The 21,708-nt window shown below is 69.6% G+C and carries 19 protein-coding genes and 3 pseudogenes; 7 read left to right on the top strand and 15 right to left on the bottom strand.

Annotated elements, in window-relative coordinates; genetic code table 11:
* Nucleotides 1-546: 546 nt before the first annotated feature.
* Entirely contained in the window at nt 547-1,125 is a 579-nt protein-coding gene (locus ACZ7L0_RS20065; RefSeq protein WP_471243818.1) for a hypothetical protein, read from the top strand.
* Nucleotides 1,126-1,219: 94 nt separating this feature from the next.
* Here ACZ7L0_RS20065 and ACZ7L0_RS20070 read toward each other — a convergent pair.
* The 3 genes and pseudogenes from ACZ7L0_RS20070 to ACZ7L0_RS20080 all read right to left on the bottom strand — a co-directional run.
* Nucleotides 1,220-1,532, bottom strand: a pseudogene (locus ACZ7L0_RS20070) (transposase); the annotation flags it as partial.
* 33 nt (nt 1,533-1,565) lie between these two features.
* Nucleotides 1,566-1,892, bottom strand: a complete 327-nt coding sequence (locus ACZ7L0_RS20075) for a peptidase inhibitor family I36 protein (protein ID WP_471243819.1) — start codon at nt 1,890-1,892, stop codon at nt 1,566-1,568.
* Between the two features lie 205 nt (nt 1,893-2,097).
* Nucleotides 2,098-3,408 (bottom strand): MFS transporter, encoded by a 1,311-nt coding sequence (locus tag ACZ7L0_RS20080; RefSeq protein ID WP_471243820.1) that lies wholly within the window; start codon nt 3,406-3,408, stop codon nt 2,098-2,100.
* Between the two features lie 131 nt (nt 3,409-3,539).
* On the opposite strand from ACZ7L0_RS20080, the gene ACZ7L0_RS20085 reads away from it, so the two are divergent.
* Nucleotides 3,540-4,091 (top strand): CGNR zinc finger domain-containing protein, encoded by a 552-nt coding sequence (locus tag ACZ7L0_RS20085; RefSeq protein WP_471243821.1) that lies wholly within the window; start codon nt 3,540-3,542, stop codon nt 4,089-4,091.
* 184 nt (nt 4,092-4,275) lie between these two features.
* Here the strand turns inward: ACZ7L0_RS20085 and ACZ7L0_RS20090 are convergent, their stop codons facing one another.
* The 3 genes from ACZ7L0_RS20090 to ACZ7L0_RS20100 all read right to left on the bottom strand — a co-directional run bounded on the left by ACZ7L0_RS20090 (nt 4,276) and on the right by ACZ7L0_RS20100 (nt 5,664).
* The gene (locus ACZ7L0_RS20090; RefSeq protein ID WP_471243822.1) at nt 4,276-4,758 is read right to left on the bottom strand and encodes a DUF1203 domain-containing protein; all 483 of its coding nucleotides are present in this window, start codon (nt 4,756-4,758) and stop codon (nt 4,276-4,278) included.
* A 113-nt stretch (nt 4,759-4,871) separates the two neighbouring features.
* Nucleotides 4,872-5,240: a peptidoglycan-binding domain-containing protein gene (locus ACZ7L0_RS20095; protein WP_471243823.1), complete on the bottom strand. Its 369-nt coding sequence runs from the start codon at nt 5,238-5,240 to the stop codon at nt 4,872-4,874.
* A gap of 73 nt (nt 5,241-5,313) precedes the next feature.
* On the bottom strand, nt 5,314-5,664 hold the full coding sequence (locus tag ACZ7L0_RS20100; RefSeq protein WP_471243824.1) for a hypothetical protein: 351 nt from the start codon (nt 5,662-5,664) through the stop codon (nt 5,314-5,316).
* Between the two features lie 269 nt (nt 5,665-5,933).
* On the opposite strand from ACZ7L0_RS20100, the gene ACZ7L0_RS20105 reads away from it, so the two are divergent.
* Nucleotides 5,934-6,956: an XRE family transcriptional regulator gene (locus ACZ7L0_RS20105; protein ID WP_471243825.1), complete on the top strand. Its 1,023-nt coding sequence runs from the start codon at nt 5,934-5,936 to the stop codon at nt 6,954-6,956.
* A gap of 115 nt (nt 6,957-7,071) precedes the next feature.
* On the opposite strand, the gene ACZ7L0_RS20110 is transcribed toward ACZ7L0_RS20105, so the two are convergent.
* On the bottom strand, nt 7,072-8,118 hold the full coding sequence (locus ACZ7L0_RS20110) for a BtrH N-terminal domain-containing protein (protein ID WP_471243826.1): 1,047 nt from the start codon (nt 8,116-8,118) through the stop codon (nt 7,072-7,074).
* Nucleotides 8,119-8,221: 103 nt separating this feature from the next.
* Nucleotides 8,222-8,749, bottom strand: a complete 528-nt coding sequence (locus tag ACZ7L0_RS20115; protein ID WP_471243827.1) for a DinB family protein — start codon at nt 8,747-8,749, stop codon at nt 8,222-8,224.
* 174 nt (nt 8,750-8,923) lie between these two features.
* Between ACZ7L0_RS20115 and ACZ7L0_RS20120 the strand changes: the two genes are divergently transcribed.
* Complete coding sequence (locus ACZ7L0_RS20120; RefSeq protein WP_471243828.1) at nt 8,924-9,694, top strand: alpha/beta fold hydrolase; 771 nt, start codon at nt 8,924-8,926, stop codon at nt 9,692-9,694.
* Between the two features lie 365 nt (nt 9,695-10,059).
* Here the strand turns inward: ACZ7L0_RS20120 and ACZ7L0_RS20125 are convergent, their stop codons facing one another.
* Nucleotides 10,060-10,311 carry a hypothetical protein gene (locus tag ACZ7L0_RS20125; protein ID WP_471243829.1) on the bottom strand — a complete coding sequence of 84 codons (252 nt, stop codon included), beginning with the start codon at nt 10,309-10,311 and terminating at the stop codon, nt 10,060-10,062.
* A 49-nt stretch (nt 10,312-10,360) separates the two neighbouring features.
* On the opposite strand from ACZ7L0_RS20125, the pseudogene ACZ7L0_RS20130 reads away from it, so the two are divergent.
* Nucleotides 10,361-10,822 (top strand): annotated as a pseudogene (locus ACZ7L0_RS20130) (LuxR C-terminal-related transcriptional regulator); the annotation flags it as partial.
* A gap of 13 nt (nt 10,823-10,835) precedes the next feature.
* On the opposite strand, the pseudogene ACZ7L0_RS20135 reads toward ACZ7L0_RS20130, so the two are convergent.
* From ACZ7L0_RS20135 to ACZ7L0_RS20145, 3 genes and pseudogenes are all read right to left on the bottom strand, one after another.
* Nucleotides 10,836-10,931 (bottom strand): annotated as a pseudogene (locus ACZ7L0_RS20135) (IS982 family transposase); the annotation flags it as partial.
* Between the two features lie 37 nt (nt 10,932-10,968).
* On the bottom strand, nt 10,969-11,835 hold the full coding sequence (locus tag ACZ7L0_RS20140) for an AraC family transcriptional regulator (protein WP_471243830.1): 867 nt from the start codon (nt 11,833-11,835) through the stop codon (nt 10,969-10,971).
* A 235-nt stretch (nt 11,836-12,070) separates the two neighbouring features.
* A complete protein-coding gene (locus tag ACZ7L0_RS20145; RefSeq protein ID WP_471243831.1) occupies nt 12,071-14,065 on the bottom strand; it encodes a flavin monoamine oxidase family protein in 1,995 nt (664 codons plus the stop codon).
* Between the two features lie 286 nt (nt 14,066-14,351).
* Here ACZ7L0_RS20145 and ACZ7L0_RS20150 point away from each other — a divergent pair, with 286 nt between their 5' ends.
* Nucleotides 14,352-16,256: a CASTOR/POLLUX-related putative ion channel gene (locus ACZ7L0_RS20150; RefSeq protein WP_471243832.1), complete on the top strand. Its 1,905-nt coding sequence runs from the start codon at nt 14,352-14,354 to the stop codon at nt 16,254-16,256.
* A gap of 57 nt (nt 16,257-16,313) precedes the next feature.
* Here the strand turns inward: ACZ7L0_RS20150 and ACZ7L0_RS20155 are convergent, their stop codons facing one another.
* The 3 genes from ACZ7L0_RS20155 to ACZ7L0_RS20165 form a co-directional block, all read right to left on the bottom strand.
* Nucleotides 16,314-16,517 (bottom strand): hypothetical protein, encoded by a 204-nt coding sequence (locus ACZ7L0_RS20155; protein ID WP_471243833.1) that lies wholly within the window; start codon nt 16,515-16,517, stop codon nt 16,314-16,316.
* A gap of 138 nt (nt 16,518-16,655) precedes the next feature.
* Entirely contained in the window at nt 16,656-18,272 is a 1,617-nt protein-coding gene (locus tag ACZ7L0_RS20160) for a sodium/solute symporter (protein WP_471243834.1), read from the bottom strand.
* A complete protein-coding gene (locus ACZ7L0_RS20165; RefSeq protein WP_471243835.1) occupies nt 18,269-18,808 on the bottom strand; it encodes a DUF485 domain-containing protein in 540 nt (179 codons plus the stop codon). Before ACZ7L0_RS20165 ends, ACZ7L0_RS20160 begins: the two co-directional genes overlap by 4 nt.
* Nucleotides 18,809-19,276: 468 nt before the next feature.
* On the opposite strand from ACZ7L0_RS20165, the gene ACZ7L0_RS20170 reads away from it, so the two are divergent.
* On the top strand, nt 19,277-21,700 hold the full coding sequence (locus tag ACZ7L0_RS20170) for a SpoIIE family protein phosphatase (RefSeq protein WP_471244000.1): 2,424 nt from the start codon (nt 19,277-19,279) through the stop codon (nt 21,698-21,700).
* The last annotated feature ends 8 nt before the right edge of the window (nt 21,701-21,708 follow it).

A 21,708-nucleotide genomic window follows, 5' to 3' on the forward strand; every position in this document is an offset into this window, starting at 1 on the left:
GAGAGGCGCACGTTCGCAACAGGCCCTGAACTTGTCGTTCAACCAGGCGGCCGGTTCGGCGGCAGGCAGCCTGGGCGCGGGCCGGGATGTTCGCGCTGTTCTTGCAGAGGTGCTATCGGGCATCGACTATTCACAGAGTGGGTGGGGCGATTACGAGGGTCCCGGGTTCTCCATCAGCACGCCGGTCAACGAGGCTGACGACGCGCCGGTCCCCGGAGTAAGCCTCTTCATCCATGGCGACAGCGAAGCAGCAGCTCACGTTGCGCTCGCGGTCGCCGATGCGTTGCAAGCACGGGCCTCGACACAGGGTCGGGAGACTTCCTCACCGAGGAGTCCGCTCAGGCGGCCTTCGATGCATGGCGTGCATACCGCGATCGTGTCCTGGAGATTCCTGTGCGCCCTCTACCGTCCTCCTTCGGTCGCACCGTTCAATCAGCCTTGCGGTGGAGCGAGTTCAACCCACGGACCGATCCGGAGCGAACCCCTTGACTGCGATCTTCATGAGCGAACGGGGCAGCCAAGCCCCGCCGAAGCCGAGGACCGCACATGCAGCCGCAGCTCCTGCACGCCGAAGACCTCACCACCACCCGTCCCGGACGGCTTCGTGCGGCATGGCGGGAAGCCCACGAGCCTGTTGCCGGGGTGTCCCCGCGGATGCGGCTCGTCGCCTACGCTGTGCTGCTGGCCGTCCTGCCCTCCAGCCTCTGGAGGCTCCCGGCCGCGCTCGACAACGGAATCACGGTCGGCGAGCGGATCTACATCGTCGTTCTGTCGGCCCTGTCCGAGGTACTCGCCTTCACCGCGTTCGGTCTGATCGCCCGCTGGGGCGAGATGTTTCCACGCTGGATCCCGTTCCTGCGTGGCCGCCGGATCCCGACCACGGCAGTGGTCATCCCCGCCGCGACCGGAGCCACTCTCGTCACGTTCATCTGCTGCCTGACCCTCGTCACCCAGATCATGGGAAAGACGATCCGAGGCGACGCGGCTCCCGACGATTCTCCCAACGACCCCTTGTTCTACATCTGCTACGCGCCGCTGCTCCTGTGGGGGCCGCTCCTGGCCGTACTGACCGTCGCATACTGGAAGCGCCGTCGAGCGATCGAGCACCCGCCCGTGAAGGCCTGACGTCCAGCCCCTCGCTCCGCAGTGGTGCAAGTCCGGAGCCCCACCGCCACAGGCTGAAGCGGTACCCGGGCGCTGGGTTCGACCTGTGCCTGCATATGCACATGACCGTGAGGTCGACGGTGCCGACGGCATCGCAGTGCTGCTGGACATGGGCCAGCAGACGGTCTCACGTGCCGTCGGCGGACCAGCGGCGGAAGCGCTCCTGGACCGTCTTCCACGGCCCGTAGCGTTCGGGCAGGTCCCGTCAAGGCCGCCCCGGTCGAAAGCTGCGACAGGATGCCGTTGACCACCTGCCGCCGGTCGCGGACCGGCCGGTCCATCCGCGGCGGAGCCGGAAGCGGCTTGATCACCGCCCACGACTCATCGGTCAGCTCATGACGACGCACCACGAACAGACCAACGACCAACTCACTTTGCGGACAAGACCTAGCGCCGAGCTGTCAGCTTTGCACCCATTCGACCCGTTCGACGGTGTCGTTGTGCTCGGCGGGTTCCTCCAGGGACTCGCCGGCCTTGAGGACACGGGTGCCCTTGCTGCTGATCAGCTTTGCGTCGCTCTGGGTCTTGTTGACCCATGAGGACACGTTCTTCATCATGCTGCCGCCATCCGCGGGCAGCTCCCTGAGGGCGACCGTGTACCCCGCGCCGATCCCGTAGGCGGGGCCCTTGCGCCCGTAGTGCTTCCACAGCCCCAAAGTCGCCGGAGGGCACTCGCTGCCCTCGATCGCGACCACGCCGGCAGGCAGTCTTGTCTCCTGAGTCGTCACGACTCGCTCCTTTCCTTCGGCCCGTCGGCCTGGTGGCAGGCGGCGCCGCTCCTCATCTCAGTTGAAAGCGGCCCAAAGCGCATGTCGAGCAGGCGGCAATCCGGAACGGTGAAGGAAAAGTGAGGCCGATCGGTGGAAGGCCGTCCCGTGCGGGGCGGTGGTTCGGCGCGACCCCGCCCGCCGTGCGGGTGGCGGTGGCGGGCGGTCAATTCCCCTGCGTCCTCGTGGTGGTGTTTTCTGCTGACGTGGTGGGTTCCTCGTACGATCCACCCTGGACGCCGCCGACGGGCCTTCCCTCCGCTCGCCGGGCGTTCCTCGGCGAATGCGTCAGCAGGACGACACCAAGGCCGGCCGCCACGACCTGCGCGGCGGCCGCCATGCCCAGGAGCGGTGCGGCACCCAGTCCGCCCAGGGCACCGATCCCGGCCGCTCCCGCCGCGGCCGCCGTACTCTTCAGACCAGCGCCGAGGGTGAAGATCTGTGTGCGCAACGACTGCGGCGCATACCGTTCGCGCGCGGCGAGCAGGGCACTGAACAGCGGACCGGTGGCCCAGCCCGCCATGGCGAACAGCGCCGTGGTCAGTTCCATTCCGGCAACGCATGAGGCCAGGGCCAGGGGCAGTGCGGTGAGCGGCAGGCACAGCAGCACTACTCGTTCGGGCCGGGTCCGGGTCCACGGTTTGACGGCGTAGGTGAGGGAGCCCGCCATGGCGCCGACGGCGAAGGCGGTCATCAGGCCGCCCGCCGCCCAGCCGGCATGGCGTTCGGTGGCCAGCAGGGCGGTGATCACGGGCAGGGCGCCGACGCCGAGCTGGCCGATGCTGCTGGCCCAGGTCACGGACCGCAGCGGCGGGTTGCCCACGATCTCCCGGGCACCGGCCGTGAGGACGGCGGGCCGTAGCGCGGCGGTCGTACGGTTCTTGGTGGGAGGGCGGGCGGGCAGGCGCAGCAGGGGCAGGGCGAGGGCACCGGCCGGCGCGGCCGCGCCGAGGGTGAAGAGTGCCGCGCCCGGTCCGATCGCGGCGGCCAGCGTCGCTGCCAGCGCGGGGCCGAGGATGCCTGCCAGGTTGTAGGTGGTGGAGTCGATGCTGAAGGCGCGTGTGAGGGCCCGCTCGGGGAGGAGTTCGGCGAGCAGGCTGGTGAGTCCCCCGGTGACCAGGGGGGCGCAGCAGCCGGCCGCGAGGACCAGGACCAGGACCAGGGCCGTGGGGAGGCGGCCCAGCGCCCACGCGGTCGCGGCCAGGCCGGTGCCGTAGGCGGCCAGGCCCAGACCGTGGAAAAGCCTGCGGCGCCGGACCCGGTCGGCGAGGGCGCCGACCACGGGAGCCGCGACCACGTGAGGCACCATCAGTGCGGCGACCAGGAGGCCGCCGAGGCTCGCGCTGTGTTCGCGCGCCAGGGCCAGCAGGACGAGTGCGACGCGCGCTCCCTCGTCGGCCAGGCGCGCCGGAACAGCAACGCCGAGGTAGCAGGCCGTGGGCGCGGCGACGGGGGTGGATGCGGCGGTGGCGGCCATCGAAGTCCTGCCCGTCCTCAGGGGGCCGCAGCGGAGTGGAGGGCCGGCCCCGGTTTCCCGCGAGCGTTATCGGTCAAGGGTATGATTCCACGATCTTGCCGATCAATGCCCGGCCGGGCCACACTGCTTGGGTGGAGTTCACTTTCGTCAGCGGTCATCTGGCCTTGGACCTGGCCGCCACGCTGACTTGGCGCAACAGTTACGCGGTCGAGTTGCTCGCCGGTCCGCAGGACCTGTCCGCCTGGATCGAGCAGGCGGGCCTGGCAGACGTGGCCGGGGGCGTCGGCGACGACGACGTCGCACGGACCCGGGCACTGCGCGAGGCCGTCTACCGCACCGCGTCCGCGGATCTGCTGGAGCAGCAGCCGCGTGCCGGGGACCTGCGCCTCATCGGTAGGACGGCGGCCGGCAAGCAGGTCACGCCAGTGCTGGAAGGGTTGGGCCGCGGGGTGTGGCGTGGCAGCGTCGACCAGGTACTGGCCACGGTCGCCCACCAGGCATGCGTTCTGCTCGGCGGCCCCGACCACCGTCGCATCCGGGCATGCGCGGACACACAGTGCACCCGGCTGTTCGTCGACCACTCCCGGTCCGGCAGCCGCCGCTGGTGCGACAAGCTGACCTGTGGCGGGCGGGCCAACGCCGCAGCCTACCGCCGACGCCAGGCGCAGCACCCACCGCGTTGACCTCGGGCAAGCGCCGCAATCGCGGCCGGTGCGGGGCACCGCCCCTACGGCGGCGTCCCGCACTCGGCCTCAAGAACCGTGGATACCGACGTACGGACATCGGTGGTCTTCGGGCACATGTGCAAGAAGGTCATCGGTCCGGCGTGACACCGGCGCGGACCTACAGGTCGTTGGTGCGCCCCCGCTATCCGGCGCGAGTGATCGTGAACATGTAGCAGCCCCAGGCCACGTTACGGCTGTGGACCTGCACCACGTCAGGCTCCGCGAGCAGTTCAGCGATCGCTCCCTCTGGATCCTGGCCGTCGTGCACTCTGGTCGCGTCGTGGATCCAGCCGCGCGCATCGTATGCGCGCAGCACCTGTGGGCGTCCGCGCCAGTCCGGCGGATAGTCGTTGACGTCGGCGGGTCCCTCGCAGGGTTCAGCGTGTGCGAGCACGGCGCCGACCTCACGGTAGGGGCTGGCCGGGAGCGGCGGCTGGTAACCGAAGAGCAGCAGCGCTTCGCCTGGCTCGGCGTTGCGCAGACAGCACCGAAGGGGATCGCCGCCCTCGGCGGTAACGCGTTCCACGGGATTCCCGAAGGCGTCGACTCCGCCGGCGCGCACACTGTCCAGTACCTCAACGGGCAGCGCATGGACGCGGAAGGCGACTGTCGATGTCGTAGTCATGCACCCAGACTCTCGACTCGGCAATGATCGCGCTGGCGGATATCGGACGTGTACGCCGCCGGTGGCGGCCGACCGTCACCGGCGGCGGACAGGTGTCTTTTCGAACGGTCAGGTCAGGGGTTGGGGCTCACGTCCGGGTGCAGACAGTTCCACGTCTTCGGGCCGACGATGCCGTCCTTGGTGATGTGGCATCGTCCCTGCGCCCACATGACGGCGGCTTTCGTGCCGGAGCCGAAGATGCCGTCCTCGTCGAGGCCCCGGCCGTAGATGTTCAGCAGGCACTGTGCGTGGGTGACGGCCTTGCCGGTGTCGCCGGGGTAGAGAGTCGGGTGAGCCAGGTTGTACGGGCAGGCGCTCTCCGAGGCCGGCCCGGCCGATAAGGGGGCGGGTGAGGCGATCGCCGGTCCGGCAGCGACGGCTGCCGCGCCGAGTACGAGCGCCGAGACGACGAGCCCGGCTCGCCTGGTGAGGGTCATGGACATGGGGTTTCTCCTTTTCACATGGGGGTGAAGGGCAGCGGCCTTCGGCCGTCGCTGTTCGCCGGCGCGGATCTGCTCAGCAGCGGGAGATACCGGGACGCGGATCGGCGCCGGTGTTGATGTGCTGGCCCGGGGTGTATCCGTCGACCCAGTACTCGCCCTCCCACGTCGTGGTGTAGTACCAGATGGAGTTGCCCGAGACCGGCTGACCGACGTAGTAGCAGTCGATCGACAGCGGCTGCCCCTTGAAGAGATTCCTCTTCACCCGGCAGGTCGTCTTGGCGCAGGTGTACTGCTTGGTCGCCTGGGTGGTGAAGAAGACGTCGTCGCTCGCGGTGGACGCCGCCGACGACGGCGGCGCGAGGGCAAGCATTCCCGCGGTCACCAGTCCGCCCAGTATTCCTGCCGACTTCATGACAGCCTTCATCAGCTGCGACTCCTTCCAGTTTTTCGGCGACAGGGGCGTCTTGGCCCGACTCGTCACCGGATGAGGCATCCGTGCCGATGGCAACGGCCTAGAGCCTCCCCATGACGGCGAGCGGGCACAAGCCGCTCAGGCGTTCGCGTACGTTCGGAACAGTCCCGACCAGCCCCCGAACACTGCTGAACAGCGGAGCCCGAACATGGCCGGACAACGCACCTGGTTGACGAATTTGGCGGGGTTGCCCAGATGGGAGCCCCCGTTACGGTGGAAATGTGGAACAAGGGGCAGACAGCAACGGCGCCCAGCCGCCACCCGGGACACCGCAGCCGGAACAGGCCCGCACTGCCGAGGAGTTCACCGCGGCGTTGCGTGCCCTGCGGATCTGTTCCGGGTTGTCCTACCGGCAACTGGAAGGGAAAGCCGCGGCGCGCGGGGACACTCTGGCCTCCAGCACGATCGCGACCGCGCTCGGGCGCACCACGCTGCCCCGCGAGCCGTTCGTCGCCGCGTTCACCCGCGCGTGCGGACTGGGTGAGGCCGAGGCCCAGCGGTGGCTCGACGCTCGCCGACGCCTGGCCGTGGCCCAGCAGCCCCCCGGCCCCCGTACCGATCTCGTCCCGCCCGGCACCGACGAGCAGGCCACACCGGACACGGACGAAGCCGACCGTGAGCCGCGGTCCGGACACCGGTACCGCCACATGCGCTTGATCGCCGCCGCAGCGCTCGGCGCCGGGGCGGCCCTGGGCGTACAGGCACTGCTGTCGCCCCTGACCGCACCGCACACCACCACAACCGCCACCCACCCCGTGCGGGGCCTGGCCATCCTGGCCGTCGGCAGCTGGGCCCAGATCCACCCCGCCCGCACCCCGCGGCTATGTGTCACCGAAGGACGTGACCGGACGCACCACTACGCCACGGCCATCGCGGCCCAGTCCCCCTGCGCACGAGCCGTCCTGCCCCACACCTACATCGAACCCGTCGGCGAAAACCTGGTCCAGATCCAGTGGCACCATCCGAAGTACGGCATCGGCTGCCTGACCCTTTTGCGCGACGGCCCCGGCCGCGACCTGATCGAACCCCGTGACGACTGCGCCGAGGACAACCCCGCACAACAGTTCCGGATCGAACCCATCGGCCCACCGGCCTCAGCACACTTCCGTCTCCGCCCCGCCGCCACCGGCCAATGCCTCTCCGTCCGCGACCAGGACACCGTCGAAGGCGCCGAAATCGTCGAAGGCCGCTGCTCGGGCGCCCGCGACCAGGAATTCCTCATCACCCTGACACCGCCCGCATGACAACGCTCTTTTGACGGCGAAGAGTGAAGGCCCAGCGCACGACCGACCGGATGCGGGTGTCCCGGGCCGGGGTGAGCCATCTGGTGATACGTCAGCGGCGCAGCTACCTGCTGCTTCAGCTCCGGGCGGAGTGCGTGCTCGCCGGACCTTCTGTCCCCGGAGACCTTTCGGCGCCAAGCCGCGGCGAGCTCAGCGCCTGCATGGCCTCGCGCTCTATGCGTGAGAGATCGCAGAGGATGGTTCCCGCCTGGACGAGGCACTGCGCATTGCCTGACTCACCGGCTTTCGTGATCAGTGCTGCGACTTCCGTCCACAGGGTGGCTGCCTCGGTGTACAGCCCGTGACCGGTGCGCAGGTGGCTACTGTCGAGCAGTTGGATGCATTCGGCGAGGAAGTCGCGGTAGAGGTTACGGAACAGGGCGCCGCCGGTACCGGCCTTCTCCATCAAAAGTGCGGCCTGCGGTAGGTCCCGCTGCGGGTGGTCGGTCCGCTGGAGCCATGTGCGCACGAGCTTGCCGGCCTTCTCGATGCCTCGGTAACCGAGGTTGGCGATGGGCGGGTTGAGGAAGGCGTCGGCGCAGGCGGTGATGGCGGGGATGATCTGGCCCTGTGGGCAGGGCAGGTTCCTCGGAGCGGTGAGGGTGAAGGAGCGGTGCTTGGCGGTCATCGGGCCGCGCGCGGCCCTGGCCCGGGCGAGGCTGGTCAGGCTGGTGGATACGGTTCCTCCTTGCTGGTCGGTGTCCACCAGGTAGGCGTCGCGGTCGTCGTAGCCGTACATGGCGACGACATGGCCGCCGAAGTGCACCCTCGAGGCGAAGTGGTCCAAGTGATAGCTGTCCAGCTGGAGTCCGACGGGGTGGCCGGCGCCAATGGATGCCACCACGTTCTCCCAGGCCCTGCGGGGGGAGGTGGTCTCCTGGACCAGGAGCTCAAGCCCGAGTCTGGTGGCCAGGTTTCTGGTGAGCTCGAAAGGCTTGACCCGTCCCCCCAGGAAGGGGAAGCCCATGTTCTTGCTGTCCCAGTAGACGAAGGACAGACCGGAGCCGAGGCCGAAGAGCATGGGCTCGGACAGATCGAGCCCCTGGTGCCGCAGCAGCACCCCCAGAGCTGTTGTCTCGCAGTGCTGCGAACTGCGGGCGTCGATGTCTAATACCGTGGTCATGCCATGCTCTCCTGGACGGGGATGATCAGCCGGGTCATCGGTTCTGCCCGGCTGAGCGGGGCAGTCGGCCGCTTGCGCGGTCTTCCCACCGCGCAACCACCTCTCATGCCCCGGTGACTCCGTCGATCTGCTCGCGGATGAGATCGGCGTGGCCGTTGTGACGTGCGTATTCCTCGATCATGTGCACCATGATCCAACGCAGGGAAACTCCCTGATCGCCGACGTGACCCGCCTCCTGTCCAGACAGGCGGCCGGAGTCGTCCAGCGTTGCGTCGGCGATGAGCTCGCGGCCCAGCGCGACCTCCGCTCGCCAGACGGCCATCGCCTCGTCGAGTCCTCGGTCCGGCTGAAGGGCAAAGCCGTCGCCATTGTTCTCCCCGAAGACCGGAGGCACATCCCGGCTCGCGAACACTCGTTGGAACCAGTTGCGCTCGACCTCAGCCATGTGCTGGACGAGACCCAGCAGCGTCATCGACGAAGGTGACGCCGCAGCAAGCCGTAATTGATCATCCGTCAGGCCCTTGCACTTGAGGGCGAGAGTCGCACGGTGAAAGTCCAGCCATGACTCCAGCATGGCGCGCTCGTCAGCATGCGGGGGCGGGACAGGCCGACCATCCGGTGCCGTATTCATGAGCACACCCTGGCAGGAGTGGCCGCGAGCTACGAGTGTCTTCGCTAGCGATGAACACGGGGATCGTCCGCCCCCCAAGGCGGGCCCCTACTACTCCGCAGCAGCCGCGTGGGCGGACAGCGGCGTCCATTACCCTCGTTGCCGTACCGATCTTGCTTACAGGGGAGCCAGACTGTGCGTAGCGCCGTCGCAACGACCAAGGGTGACCGGATCCGCTGGGTGGAACTGCCAGGGCGGGAGCGCGCCCGGGTCTACGTACACGGTCTGGGCGCCACGTCGCCCGCCTACTTCGCGGAGACAGCGGTCCACCCACTGCTGGCAGGCCACCGCTCGCTGCTGATCGATCTGCTGGGTCATGGCATCAGCGACCGCCCGACGACATTCGACTACACGCTGGAGGCGCACGCCGACGCCCTCGCGGAAGCCCTGACCTCCGCGGGTGTCACCGGTGCGGAGGTGGTCGCCCACAGCATGGGCGGCTCGGTGGCCATCGTCCTGGCGGCCCGGCACCCGCACTTGGTTTCCCGCCTGGTCCTGGTCGACGCCAACCTGGACCCGATTCCGCGCCAGCCCGGCTCCAGCGGCAGCAGCGGCATCGCCGCCTACTCCGAACAGGAATTCCTGGCAGGTGGCTGGCAAGAGGTCCGCGACCGGGTCGGCCCCCACTGGTGGTCCACCATGCGCCTGGCCGGCCTCGAGGCCCTGCACCGCAGCGCGGTCCATCTCATCCGCGGCACCACCCCCACCATGCGCGAACTTCTGCTGGACTTGAAGATCCCCCGTACCTACCTGTTGCCCGAGGACGACGGTCCGCTCCTGGGCGCCGAAGCGCTCACCGAGTCCGGGGTGGCCGTGGTTCCGATCCCGAACTGTGGGCACAACATCATGCTGGACAACCCGGACGCCTTCGCCTCCGCCACCGCAGCAGCACTCGGCCAGAAGTAACGTTCTTCGTGAGCGGCGGCTGCCCGTGGCGCGGCAAGGACACTGCATCGCCGTCACCGTGCGGTGGAATTGCGGAAGTTCCTACCCGAACTCGACACGGAGGTGCCGACACCGCATCACCCGGGGACGCGCGGCCCAGGCCGCGCCTGCGAGGACCCGGACGCGGCCGATGCCTGCGCCCGAGGCACGGCCTATGAGCTGGTCCTCGCCCTGTACGGCAGCATGCCTTACGGCTCGCTTCAGCTCGGTTGTTGAGGCGTCGGGGTTCGGGTCGGGGCGGCCCCGGCGTCCGCGGATGGCGGGGGCCTTGTCCAGCAGCGGCAGGAGTGGGTGACGTCGTTGCGGTTGCCGCCGGTCACGGCCGGCTACGCCCGCCGCCCCAGCGCCCGGACCACCAGCCACGCGCACAGCGCGGCCAGCGGCAGCTCGGCGCAGAGAGCCATCGCTGCCGCCGTGGCGAGGTCGCTCCCTGCGGCCGCGGTCGTGATGTCGAACCATGCGTCGATCACGAGCAGGGTGGCGGTCACGGTGGCCGCCAGGGGATGGCGTGGGTCGCCGCGGGTGGCGAGGACGCCGGTGGCGATCAAACCGGCTGCCTCCAGGGCATCGAGGCCCACCCAGGCGACAGGCCAGTGCGCCGCCGTCGTGGTGTCCGGCAGCCCGGTCGTACGAGCCGCCCTCGTGATCCGCCGGCAGTGGCCGGGTACCTCCGTGCTGTTGCTGTCGCAGTATGTGGAGGAGCGGTACGCGGCCGATCTCCTCGCCGCCAACACGTCCGGCGTCGGTTACCTGCGCAAGCAGCGGATCGCCGACGTCGAGGAGTTCGCGGAGTCGGTACGCAGGGTGGCGGCCGGCGGCACCGCGTTGGACCCGCAGGTCGTCGCACAGCTGTTGATGCGCCGGCACAGCGATCCCCTCGACCGGCTGACGCCGCGCGAGCGCGAGGTGCTGGAGCTGATGGCTGGCGGCCGGTCCAACTCCGGGATCGCGGCCGAACTCGTGGTGAGCGAGAGCGCGGTCGCCAAGCACATCAACAGCATCTTCACCAAGCTCGACCTGCCCAAGGCGGACGCCGACCACCGCCGAGTGCTGGCGGTCCTGCGCTTCCTCGGCGTGGCGAACGCCTAGATGATCGACTCGCCGTGCGTGTGACGGTCTCACGTGAGCGCCCGCATTCCACCGGCGTGGAGTCGAGGATCCACATGTCATCGCTCCACGTGGAGGTGTCGGTCACCAGACACGTCATGGCTGCAGCCGGTACCAAACTCGATCGTTCAGACCGCAGTCCGCTCCACGGGGATCCACAGCTCCGCGTCCGCCTGCGTGGCATCCTGCGACAGCCGGGTCCGCAGGATCTCGGGTCCCGGCCGGCTCCGGTACGGATTGGACGGGAACCACTGCGTGAACACGTCCCGCCAGAGGTACTGGAGCGCCTGCGGAAACGGCCCGGAGCTCTCGAAGACGGCCCACGTCCCGGCCGGCACGGTGAGCGCATCCATGTCCTCGGGCACGGCGGCTCGGGTCACCACCCCGTGGTAGTAGTCGAGTTCGGTTCCCTCCGCCCGGCTCGGGTCGAGGTTGTCACTCACCCCTACGATCCCCTGCGGCTCCTGATCAGACAGATTCTGCATGCGCTGCAGGGTCTCCCGCCCGATGCCCCGGATGAAGTCGGCGATGGCGGGGTTCACCCCCTCGTGCACGAGGGGGACGAGTGCCTTCCTGCCGACCACACGGAACTCGTCCTTCTCCACGACCCGGTATCGCATACTGCTACTCCCTTCGACGGTGAGGCGGAAGGACAGCCGTGGCTGGGACTGCAGACTCGCACCGGACCGCCTGGCCTCGCCGGGACCGACGCCGTGCATGGCGCGGAACGCACGCGCGAACGCCTCCCCGGACGTGTAGCCGTACCGCACCGCGATCTCCAACAGCGTCCGGTCCCCGGCCAGCACCTCAGCACCGGCGACCGTGAGCCGCCTGCGCCGGATGTACTCCGACAGCGGAAATCCCGCCAGTGCGGAGAACAGCCGCCGGAGGTGGTACTCCGAAGTCACCACGATCCGCGCCAGGTCGACCGCCTCGATCTGCCGATCAAGGTGGCACTCGATGTGCTCCATGGCCTGATTCAGCCGCTCCAGCACCCCGGCCTCCTTCCCTTTCGATCACTCACGTTAGGAAGGACCCACCCTGCCGGACCCGACATCCTGTGCCCGATCCGGTCGGGTACGAGAGGAACGAAGGGCTTGCTGCCGCGGATGCGGATGACGCACTCCACACCGAGCAGCAAGGCCCTCGCTCTTTTCAAGATCCGTCAGCCCGGACCTTCGTCACCCGTCCGCAGGGTCGGGCGCCTGGGGTGACGTGCCGTCGGTCGGCTCAAGCCCTGTGGAGCTCCAGGGCAGCGCGCACAGCGGATTCCAACGCCCCCTCGATCCATGCGGGTTTGACGGAGGTGTGGTCGCCGGCGAAGTGCAGGGGGCCCTCAGGTGTCGGGATGGAAGGAAGCAGTTCCGTGTGCTGACCGGGCAGGAGTACGGATGCCTCACCGTAGGCGTAGGGGTCGCGCAGCCAGCTCTGGGTCTGGCCGGCGCCGGTGTAGAAGACCTCGATCCGCTGGCCGTAGACCTGTTGCAGGCCGCACAAGGCGTGCGGGTAGCGGGCCTCTTCGTCCAGGGAGTCCCAGCGCAGCGCGTCGTCCGCCCAGCTGTAGGAGGCGAGGACCACTCCTCCCCGGCTTCCGGGCACCGGGTGGGAGGGGTGGTACATGAAGCGGTTGGCGTTGTCGGACACCGAGCCGCCGCCGATGACGTCGGCCGCATGCGGCTGGTCTCGCGTGACAGCGCGGTTCGCGGCGTAGTGGGTGCGCTGACCGGGTGTGATGTGACCGGGCGGGACGGAAGGGTGTGCGCCGAGCAGGCTGCCGTCCCCGGGTGTGCGGTTGGTGCGGTAGGCGTCGTACAGGTCGGGGGAGATCCGGTTCAGTTCGCGCTTCCAGTCGGACTCGTCGAACTCCCACCAGCGGCGGCTGAACTCCAGCAGCACCTTGGTCGCGCAGTCGTAGTGCAGCTCGGTGATCGCGCGGCGCTTGGTGTACGACATCGGGGGACTGACCTGCACGTGCCGTAGACCGGAGAAGGGCACGGTGACCACGGCGGCGTCCGCGGTGAACTGTTCGCGCACGACGGGACCGCCACGCCCCTCGGACACGGTGTCCACCCACACGTGCGGCCCCTTGCGGCTGACGTGCGGCGAGCCGGTGTCGGCGCGCTCGGGGTCGTAGTACTCGATACGGGTGACGCGGCGGTCGAACCTCACCTCGTTGCGGACCCGGGCCAGCAGGGCGTCCGGCAGTACGGCCGTGCCGCCCTCCAGTTCCCAGAAAGCGGTGTCGGGGCTGATGAGGGAGGAGCCGATGAAGCTGTGGACGAAGGACAGGGGCAGGCGTGACGTGAGGTTCTCGACGGTGCCGATGAGATCGATGGTCCGCTCGTCCAGGCCGGCGTGCTCGGTCAGGAAGCGGAACATCGACCAGTCGCCGAAAGCCTGGATGACCCGGGCCCAGCCGCGTACCCGCTCGGGCAGCGGTTTGCCGACGCGTTTGCCGTCGGGGTTCACCGTGCTGAACTCGTCGCGGACAGGGTCGAGTACGGACCGCAGGATGGCGGCGGCGGGTGTGTCCCAGTGGGCGCGTGGCACACCGAAGGAGCGGTTGATGCGCCGTGGGGTGCGGGCGTAGTCGGCGCGTCGCATCCGGATGCCGTTGACGTGGATCCATGTGTGGTTGGCGGGCCGGCCGGCGCCGTCGACGTCGACGTAGTGGAACGGCCGCTTCTTCAGACCGAGTTGGCCGATGAGGTCCATCACCAGCGGGTGGCTGCCGGGCAGGCGCATGGCGCCCGCCTCCGCGTACTGGAGCGGGTCGGCGAAGGGTTGCGCCGCGTGCTCATGGCCGCCGCGGCGGAACGTCTTGATGCGTCCGCCCGCCCGGTTGCCGTTGGCCTCCAGGACGGCCACGCGATGTCCCGCCCGCTTCAGCAGCCACGCCGTCACGAGGCCGGCGGGGCCCGCACCGATGACGAGGACGTTCTTGGGCCGGCTCGCCCCCCGGTGCGGAAGACCGTCCCTGAGAACGCGCTGGTAGGTGGGGGCGAGGGGCCGGTCGTCGGCGTCCACGACGAGCACGGCCCGCGCGACGGCGAGACAGCGGTCGAAGTCCGCGCCGCGGGTGGGGGAGGGGGCGGCCGGGGCGGGCAGGGCCGCCGCGCTGCCGCCAGCGAGGAGGGTGGCCACGGCAGTCGCGCCGGCCGCGGTCGTGAGGGTGCGCCTGGTCAGGCCGTCGTCGCCGACGCCCGTCCGGTGATCTTCGGTCATGGCGCACTTCTACTGGCGTGGAGGGGGGACGGTGCCCGTGAACGCCGCTTTGTTGCCTCGGATGAGCGAACGGTGCAGTTCAAACCCGACAGAGCCGGCGCTCAGGTGCGCGAGGAGCAGGTGATCGCCGGATGCCTCGAAGGGATGAATCGGTGGCCTTGCCGACCTGGGCGGGTCGGCAGGTCAGCAGACTGCCACGTACACGTGTGACGTGCGGGTCTGCCGGGCCCGTGCGGGGCGTGGACAGGGATGTCGACCGCGAGGAGCGGCAGGTGTGGGGGAGAACGTGGCAGAGCGGCGTCGCGTGAGCGCCAGGGCCCGGTACTGGTTCGACACGACCCTCGCCCGCGGGACCCCCGCCCTGGTGGGCTGGCTGGTGGTGTTCTGCCTGGCCGTTGTCGTCCCCGCGAGCGCCGTGCTGGTGTGGGCGGGCCCGGACGTCCCCGCCGCGCTCCCCGCGAAGCTGGCGGCGGTGTGGCGCCTGACCGGCGAGACGCTGCGGCTGGGCGGGGCCACCGGTACGCCGTTGCATGTGCTGATGTCGGTGCTGCTGGCGCTGGTCGCCCTGCTGTACGTCTCCACCCTCGTCGGTCTCATCACGACCGGTCTGACCGAGCGGCTCATCGCGCTGCGGCGCGGGCGCTCCGTGCTCCTGGAGCGGGGGCACGCGGTGGTGCTGGGCTGGTCGGAGCAGGTGTTCACGGTGGTGGGTGAGCTGGTCGCCGCCACCGCCAACCAGCGGGACGCGGCCGTGGCCGTACTGGCCGACCGGGACAAGACCGCGATGGAGGAGGCCCTGCACGGCAAGGCGGGACCCACCGGCCGGACGCGCTTGATCTGCCGCAGCGGCCCGACGACCGACCCGGCCGTCCTGGCGCTGGCCAGTCCCGGCACGGCGGCCTCGGTGGTGGTGCTGCCGCCCGACGATCCGCGCGGCGACGCGGACGTGGTCAAGACCCTGCTGGCCCTGCGGGCGACGGTGACCGCAAGCGAAGCCGGTCCGCCCGTCGTGGCCGCGGTCCGGGACAGCCGCTACCTGCTGGCAGCGCGCCTCGCCGCAGGAGCGCACGGCGTCGTCATCGAGAGCGACACCATCGCCGCCCGGCTGATCGCGCAGGCCGCACGCCGCCCGGGGCTCTCCCTCGTCCACCGTGAACTCCTCGACTTCGCCGGGGACGAGTTCTATCTGACCTCGGATCCGTCGCTGGTCGGCCGGACCTTCGGTGACGTACTGCTTGGCTACGACCATGCGAGCGTCGTCGGTCTGGTCCGCGACGACACGCCGTGGCTGAACCCGCCCCCGCAGACGGTGATCCAGCGTGGTGACCGGATCATCGTCATCACCGCCGACGACGACACCGCCCGACTCGCCGACTGCGCGCACTCGGTCGAGGAGCGGCTGATGGCGGGCCCGCAGCCGGTGCCCACACGTCCCGAGCGCGTGCTCCTGCTGGGCTGGAATCGCCGGGCGCCGCTCGTCCTGCGGGAGTGGGGCCGCAACGCGCCACCCGGTTCCGTCGCCGACGTGGTCGCGGACGAGGACCAGACCGCCAGGCGGTACGGGTACGGCGCCGGACCCGCCGGACTGAGTACGGTGTTCCGCGAGGGCGACCCCACCCGACCCGAGACCCTGCGCGATCTGGACATCTTCTCGTACGCCAGCGTCATCGTCCTCGGTCAGGAACCGCTTCCCGGCGGGGCACACGAGGAGCCCGACAACCGCACGCTCGTCACGCTGCTGGTGCTGCGCCACCTCGAGCAGGAGATCGGCGGCAAACTGCCGGTGGTCACGGAGCTGACCGACGACAGCAACCGGCCTCTGGCGCCGATCGGTCCCGGGGCCGACGTGATCATCAGCGGCAAGCTCATCGGCCTGTTGATGGCGCAGATCTCGCAGAACCGGCACTTGGCGCGCGTGTTCGACGAGCTCTTCTCGGCCGGCGGCACGCAGATCCACCTGCGGTCGGCTGCCGACTACGTACTGCCCGACCGTGAGGCGTCCTTCGCCACGATCGTGGCGGCGGCGCGCACGCGGGGGGAGTGCGCCATCGGTTACCGCAGTCACGCCGAGGCCGGGGCCGGGCCGGGCTACGGTGTGCGCATCAACCCGGCCAAAGCCGAGCGCCGGCGCTGGACTTCCGGTGACGAGGTCGTCGTCATCGCCGGCGACGCGCACGAACGCGTCCTGTGACGCAGGGGCGTTGCCGAGAAGGGTGAGCGGGCAGGACGCACGCCGCCGTCGCCCGCGTCAGGAATAGAAGCCCCGGCCGTACTCGTCCGGGCTCACATGGAAGTCGTCGGGCCGGTCGCGACGGAGTTCCTCGTACCGCTCCACGAAGACGTCGAGTGCTTCGTGCAACGTGCAGCCCGTGGCCTCTCGGATCGTCTTGATCGCGAAGATGATCCGGTGTTCCAGGATGTCTCGGTCCACGCTCTCGGGCAGCTGTTCCATGAGGCCGCAGGGTAGCTGAGGCGGTGCGGGCCGGACCTGGTCGGTCAGCCTTCCCAGCATCGGTTCTCTCCACTGTCGGACGGATCGCCGCGTCCGGGGGTCCGAGCCCTCGGACGCGGCACGTTTCCGTTGCGGAGGTCACTCGGCTCCGGCGAGCAGCCGTGCCTCGCTTTCCTCGTACAGCTGCCGGTTCTCGCGGCTCTCGGCGGCGCGGCGCCGGTGGTCGAGACGGCTGCCCAGCCAGCCCGCCAGATAGCCGAACGGGATGGAGACCAGACCGGTGGACTGCATGGGGAACCAGCCGAAGTCGGCATGCGGGAAGACGGCGGACGGGGTGCCCGAAACGGCCTTGGAGAACACCATCAGCACCAGCGCGCAGGCCGTGCCGCCATAGAGGCTGGCGAGCAGGCCGGTGCGCGTGAGGCCTCGCCAGAACAGCGAGTAGGTCAACGCGGGGGCCACGGCCGACGCCCCGATGCAGATCGCGAGCGTTGTCAGCACACCGACGTCCCAGTTCTGGACCAGGGTGGAGAGCATGATGGCGACGGTCCCCACAGCCACGCTCGTCCACGCCGCGACCGTCATCTCCGTACGCGGTTCCGCCCGTCCCCGCCGTGCGGCATGGGCGAACAGGTCGTGGGCGAGCGAGGATGCCGCGGCCAGGGTCATCCCCGCGACAGAGGACAGGAGGGTGATGAACACCGTGCCCGCCACGGCCGCGTAGAGAATCGTCGCGCCTGCGGAGGTGGTGTCGCCACCGAGTGCCCGGGACAACATGAGCACCGACGTCCTGCCGTGCGGATCGGTGGCGGTGATGTACTGGGATCCCACCAGCGCCGCCGCGCCCGTACCCATGATGATCACGAGTAGGCAGAAGGTGGTGACCGTGCCGACGGCCCATGACATGGAGCGGCGTGCGGCGGGCACGTCTCGCGCGGAGTACAGGCGCATGGTGATGTGGGGCAGGCAGGCGGCACCGAGGATCACGGTGATCTGGAGACTGGCGAAGTCCAACCGGTCACCGGCCGTGGTGCCCAGCTGCAGGCCCTGCTGGAGGAAGGAGGGGCCCGCGCCGCTGCCGCGCTCGGCGGCCCGGAGCACGTCGCCGGGGCTCCAGTCGAAGCGGTTCAGAACCAGGGCGGCGATGGTGACGCTGGTGCCCAGGAGGAGCACGATCTTGATCATCTGGATGAGCGCGGTACCCCTCATCCCGCCGATCGCCGCGTAAATGATCATCAGGCTGCCGACGAGGACGATGCACGTCGTCCTGGCGCCCGTCTCGTGCGGGATCCCCAGGATGAAGGTGAGCAGCGACCCGGCCCCGGAGAGCTGGACGACCAGGAAGGGCAGGGTCGCCGAGAGCGTCACCACGCAGGAGGCGATGCGAACGGCCCGTCCCGGCATGTTGCGGGCCAGGACGTCCCCCATGGTGAAGCTGCCGGCGTTGCGCAGGGGTTCGGCCAGCAGGAACATCAGCAGCACCAGCGACATGGCGGTGCTGACCGCCAGTACGTAGCCGTCGTATCCGGCGAGCGCGATGATGCCGGTGGTGCTCAGCACGGTGGCCGCGGAGATGTAGTCGCCCGCGATCGCCAGGCCGTTCTTGAGCGGGGTGAGGGAGAGGTAGCCGGTGTAGAAGTTCGTCAGGTCGTCGCGGTCCGGCCCCGCCATCACGCACATCAGCAGCGTGAGGGTGACCAGGGTGCTGAACAGGATGAGGACGGTGGCCTGGGTCCCGGAACCGAAGTCGTTCATCCCGCCACCCCGGCATCCCGGCCCGCCCCGACGGCCTGCTCCCTGACGACCCGCGCAAGCGGGTCCACGGAGCGTTGTGCGCTGCGCTCGTACCAGACAACGGCCGCGAAGGTGACTACGAGCTGCAGGATCCCGAGGGCCATACCCAGGCTCAGCTCACCGGCGATCTTGGACCCCATCATGTCCGGCGCGTAGCAGGACAGCACCACATACACCACGAAAGAGCCGAGCGCGGTGAGCGTGGAGACGCGGCGGAGCACGCGGTAGGCCGACTGGAGGGCGGCGAGGTCGGTGCTGTGCCGATGGGTGTCCTGCTCGTACGGTTCGGGTCGGTGGGCTTGCCCGTACGAGGGGTCCCGGAAGGCGTCGTAACCGTACGGGTCGTATTGAGGGGCGTCGTGTCCGTACGACTCCTGCCATCCCCTGTCCCGCGCGTAGGACTCGGTGCGAGGGACGTGGCCATAGGGCCCGGGTTGCGGCTGCGACCATCCTGGCGGTGCTGGTGGTGGATGTCTGTTGTCGTCGTGGTGGGTCATCGCATGGCCTTCCGGTGCGGCTCGGATGCGTGGGAGTGGGAGGTGGAGCAGCGGGAGCGCACGATACCGACTGGTTGGAATGCGTGATAAGCCCACGACGCGTTACGTTTTGGGTTCGACGCGGCATCCGGTCGGCAGTGATCGGCCGCCGGTGCCGACGGCCTCCGCACTCTAGGCATCCGCACGGGCGGATGGCTTGTGGTGAATGTCATGCACTTGGCATACGTCCGCGCCGGCCGGCGCGTGCGGCGTTGGTGGGACGGATCGCCGCTGGAGCGTGCGGGTGACGGCCGCCGCGCCGCGACACGGCGGGCGGGCAGCGGGGCCTTGACCGGGTTCAATACGTCACATGGCCTGGTGTGTACACCCGGCGTCGCGGACTCGCCCGGGTCTGAGGCGCGCCGGTTTCCCACCGTGCGGAGGACCTGGCGGAGAACATCGGTAGCCGAGCACGAGGTGGTGTCCGAAGTGAACGAGCGGATGACGGTACTCAGCGAGGGCAGGGACGATCCGTTCGCCCTGCACCACGCCGCGTCGGCGGTGCTCGACGACCAGGGAACCGTGGTCGGCTGGAGCCGACGGGCGCAGGAGTTGCTCGGCTACGCGGAGACAGAGGTGATCGGCCGCTCGGCGCTCGATGCCCTGATCGTTCCCCGCGACCTGCCGGCCGCCAAGGACGCCGCGGCGGTGTGCAGGCGACACGGGGGCTGGTTCGGGGTGTTGGCGGTGCGACACGGCGGTGGGGGACTTGTCGAGATGGGGTTCAGGGCGCGTGCGATCCTGCGCGGCGACCTGCTCCGCGAGTGGTTCCTGGTCGGGGCGCCCGCGGCGGAGGTCCTCGACTGGCAAAGGGACCGCGCGGTCCTCGACGGGTTGTTCCGCCGGTGCCCGATCGGTCTGGTCGTCCACAGCCCCGAGATGAGGATTCTGCGGGTCAACCGGGCAGTCGAACGATTCACCGACCTCCCGACCGCCTCATTCCGGGGAATGCCTACGGGCTCGCTTCTGATCCCCGAGGATGCGCGGAAAGCCGTGGCACGGGTACGCCAGGTGTTGGACACCGGAAGATCACTGGTCTCCACCGAGCAGTACACCCGCCTCGAGCGGGATCCGACGAGATTGCGAGCCGCGTCCGTCTCTGCCTTCCGCCTGGAAGATCCCGCGGGCCGGGTTCTGGGAGTGGCCGAGACGATCCAGGACGTCACCGAACACCATCGGGCCCGACTACGGCTGGCGCTCCTCGACAGGGCAGGCGCCCGCATCGGATCCACACTCGATGTGGGGGAGACGGCCCGGGAACTCGCGGCTGTACTGGTCCCCGACCTGGCCGACTCGGTGTCGGTGTACCTGTCGCAGTGGGTGACGCGCGGCGAGGAGCCCGCGCAGGCCTCAGCGGGGCCCGTCACACGGGTCGCGGTCCGCAGCGACCTGGCCCAAGAGCCCGGCCTGGCGCACCCGGAAGGGGAGCCGACGCACTTCGCGCCCGGCACCCCCCTTGCCAGCTGCCTGGTCGAGGGGCGGCCCGTCCTCGAACCGGTGCTCTCGCCCGAGTGGTTCTCCGCGGAAGCGCGTCGGGGCGCGCATGCACCCACCCTCTCCGCCCATTCCCTGATCGTGGTGCCACTGGCCGCGCGGGGCCTCGTCCTGGGCGTGATGAGCCTGTGGCGAGCGCGGCACCCGGAGCCGTTCGAGGCCGACGATCTCACGCTGGCCCAGGAACTCGCCGCCCGCGCCGCCGTCAGCATCGACAACGCCCGACGCTTCACCCAACAGCAGCAGACCGCGTCCACCCTGCAACGCACCCTGCTGCCGAAAACCATCCCCGACCAGTCGGCTGTCGAGGTCGCCCCTCGCTACCTCCCGGCCAGCACTGCTCCGGGCCTCGGCGGTGACTGGTTCGACGTCATCCCCCTGTCCGGGGCCAGAGTCGCACTCGTCGTCGGTGACGCTGTGGGGCACGGACTGCATGCCGCTGCCGTGATGGGCCGACTGCGTACGGCCGTGCACACCCTCGCCACCCTCGACCTGGAACCGGACGAGGTCCTCTCCCGGCTGGACGACCTGGTCAACCTCCTTGCCGCGGAACAGGAGACAGCCGGTGACACCGCGGACGAGCAAGTCATCGGCGCCACCTGCCTGTATGCGGTCTACGACCCCGTCTCCCGGCAGTGCTCCGCCGCGCGCGCCGGCCACCCGCCACCGGTCGTGACCACACCGGGCGGGCAGGTCAGCCTGCTCGACCTGCCCCCAGGCCCACCGCTCGGCCTGGGCGGCCTGCCGTTCGAGACCCGGGAGACCGAACTGGCGGCGGGCAGTCTGCTTACGCTCTACACCAACGGACTCATCGGAGAACGCCACATCGACGTCGACACGGCCCTGCAGCGGCTGCGCGCAGCGCTCACCCGCCCCTCGGATCCCTTGGAGCAGACGTGCCAGGCGGTTGTCGACTCCCTCGTACCCGCTCACCCCACTGACGACATCGCGGTGCTCATCGCGCGGACCTGTTCACTGCCGCCACAGAACGTCGCCTCGTGGCAACTGCCTCTGCTACCCACGGCCGCCGCCCAGGCCAGGACCCTCGTTGCCACCCAACTCACCGCATGGGGACTGGACCACTTGGCATTCACCACCGAACTGGTCGCAAGCGAGTTGATCACCAACGCCTACCGCTACGCCAGCGGTCCCGTGACCCTGCGGCTCATCCGTGAACGACATCTCGTCTGCGAGGTCGCCGACGCAAGCCATACGTCACCCCACCTGCGTCGCTCCGCCACTACCGATGAAGGCGGACGGGGCCTGTACCTGGTGGCTCAGCTGACCGAGCGCTGGGGCACTCGCTACTCCCGCGAGGGCAAGACCGTATGGACCGAACAGTCACTGGTCGGGCTGTGAGGATGACC

Source organism: Streptomyces sp. NPDC039424 (genome assembly GCF_055639495.1).

Excerpts from the sequence above, each read along its gene's own strand:
- ACZ7L0_RS20065 (WP_471243818.1), top strand. The coding sequence starts at position 547 with ATGCAGCCGCAGCTCCTGCACGCCGAAGACCTCACCACCACCCGTCCC.
- ACZ7L0_RS20080 (WP_471243820.1), bottom strand. The coding sequence starts at position 3,408 with ATGGCCGCCACCGCCGCATCCACCCCCGTCGCCGCGCCCACGGCCTGC.
- ACZ7L0_RS20090 (WP_471243822.1), bottom strand. The coding sequence starts at position 4,758 with ATGACTACGACATCGACAGTCGCCTTCCGCGTCCATGCGCTGCCCGTT.
- ACZ7L0_RS20095 (WP_471243823.1), bottom strand. The coding sequence starts at position 5,240 with ATGTCCATGACCCTCACCAGGCGAGCCGGGCTCGTCGTCTCGGCGCTC.
- ACZ7L0_RS20100 (WP_471243824.1), bottom strand. The coding sequence starts at position 5,664 with ATGAAGGCTGTCATGAAGTCGGCAGGAATACTGGGCGGACTGGTGACC.
- ACZ7L0_RS20110 (WP_471243826.1), bottom strand. The coding sequence starts at position 8,118 with ATGACCACGGTATTAGACATCGACGCCCGCAGTTCGCAGCACTGCGAG.
- ACZ7L0_RS20115 (WP_471243827.1), bottom strand. The coding sequence starts at position 8,749 with ATGAATACGGCACCGGATGGTCGGCCTGTCCCGCCCCCGCATGCTGAC.
- ACZ7L0_RS20145 (WP_471243831.1), bottom strand. The coding sequence starts at position 14,065 with ATGACCGAAGATCACCGGACGGGCGTCGGCGACGACGGCCTGACCAGG.
- ACZ7L0_RS20155 (WP_471243833.1), bottom strand. The coding sequence starts at position 16,517 with ATGGAACAGCTGCCCGAGAGCGTGGACCGAGACATCCTGGAACACCGG.
- ACZ7L0_RS20160 (WP_471243834.1), bottom strand. The coding sequence starts at position 18,272 with ATGAACGACTTCGGTTCCGGGACCCAGGCCACCGTCCTCATCCTGTTC.
- ACZ7L0_RS20165 (WP_471243835.1), bottom strand. The coding sequence starts at position 18,808 with ATGACCCACCACGACGACAACAGACATCCACCACCAGCACCGCCAGGA.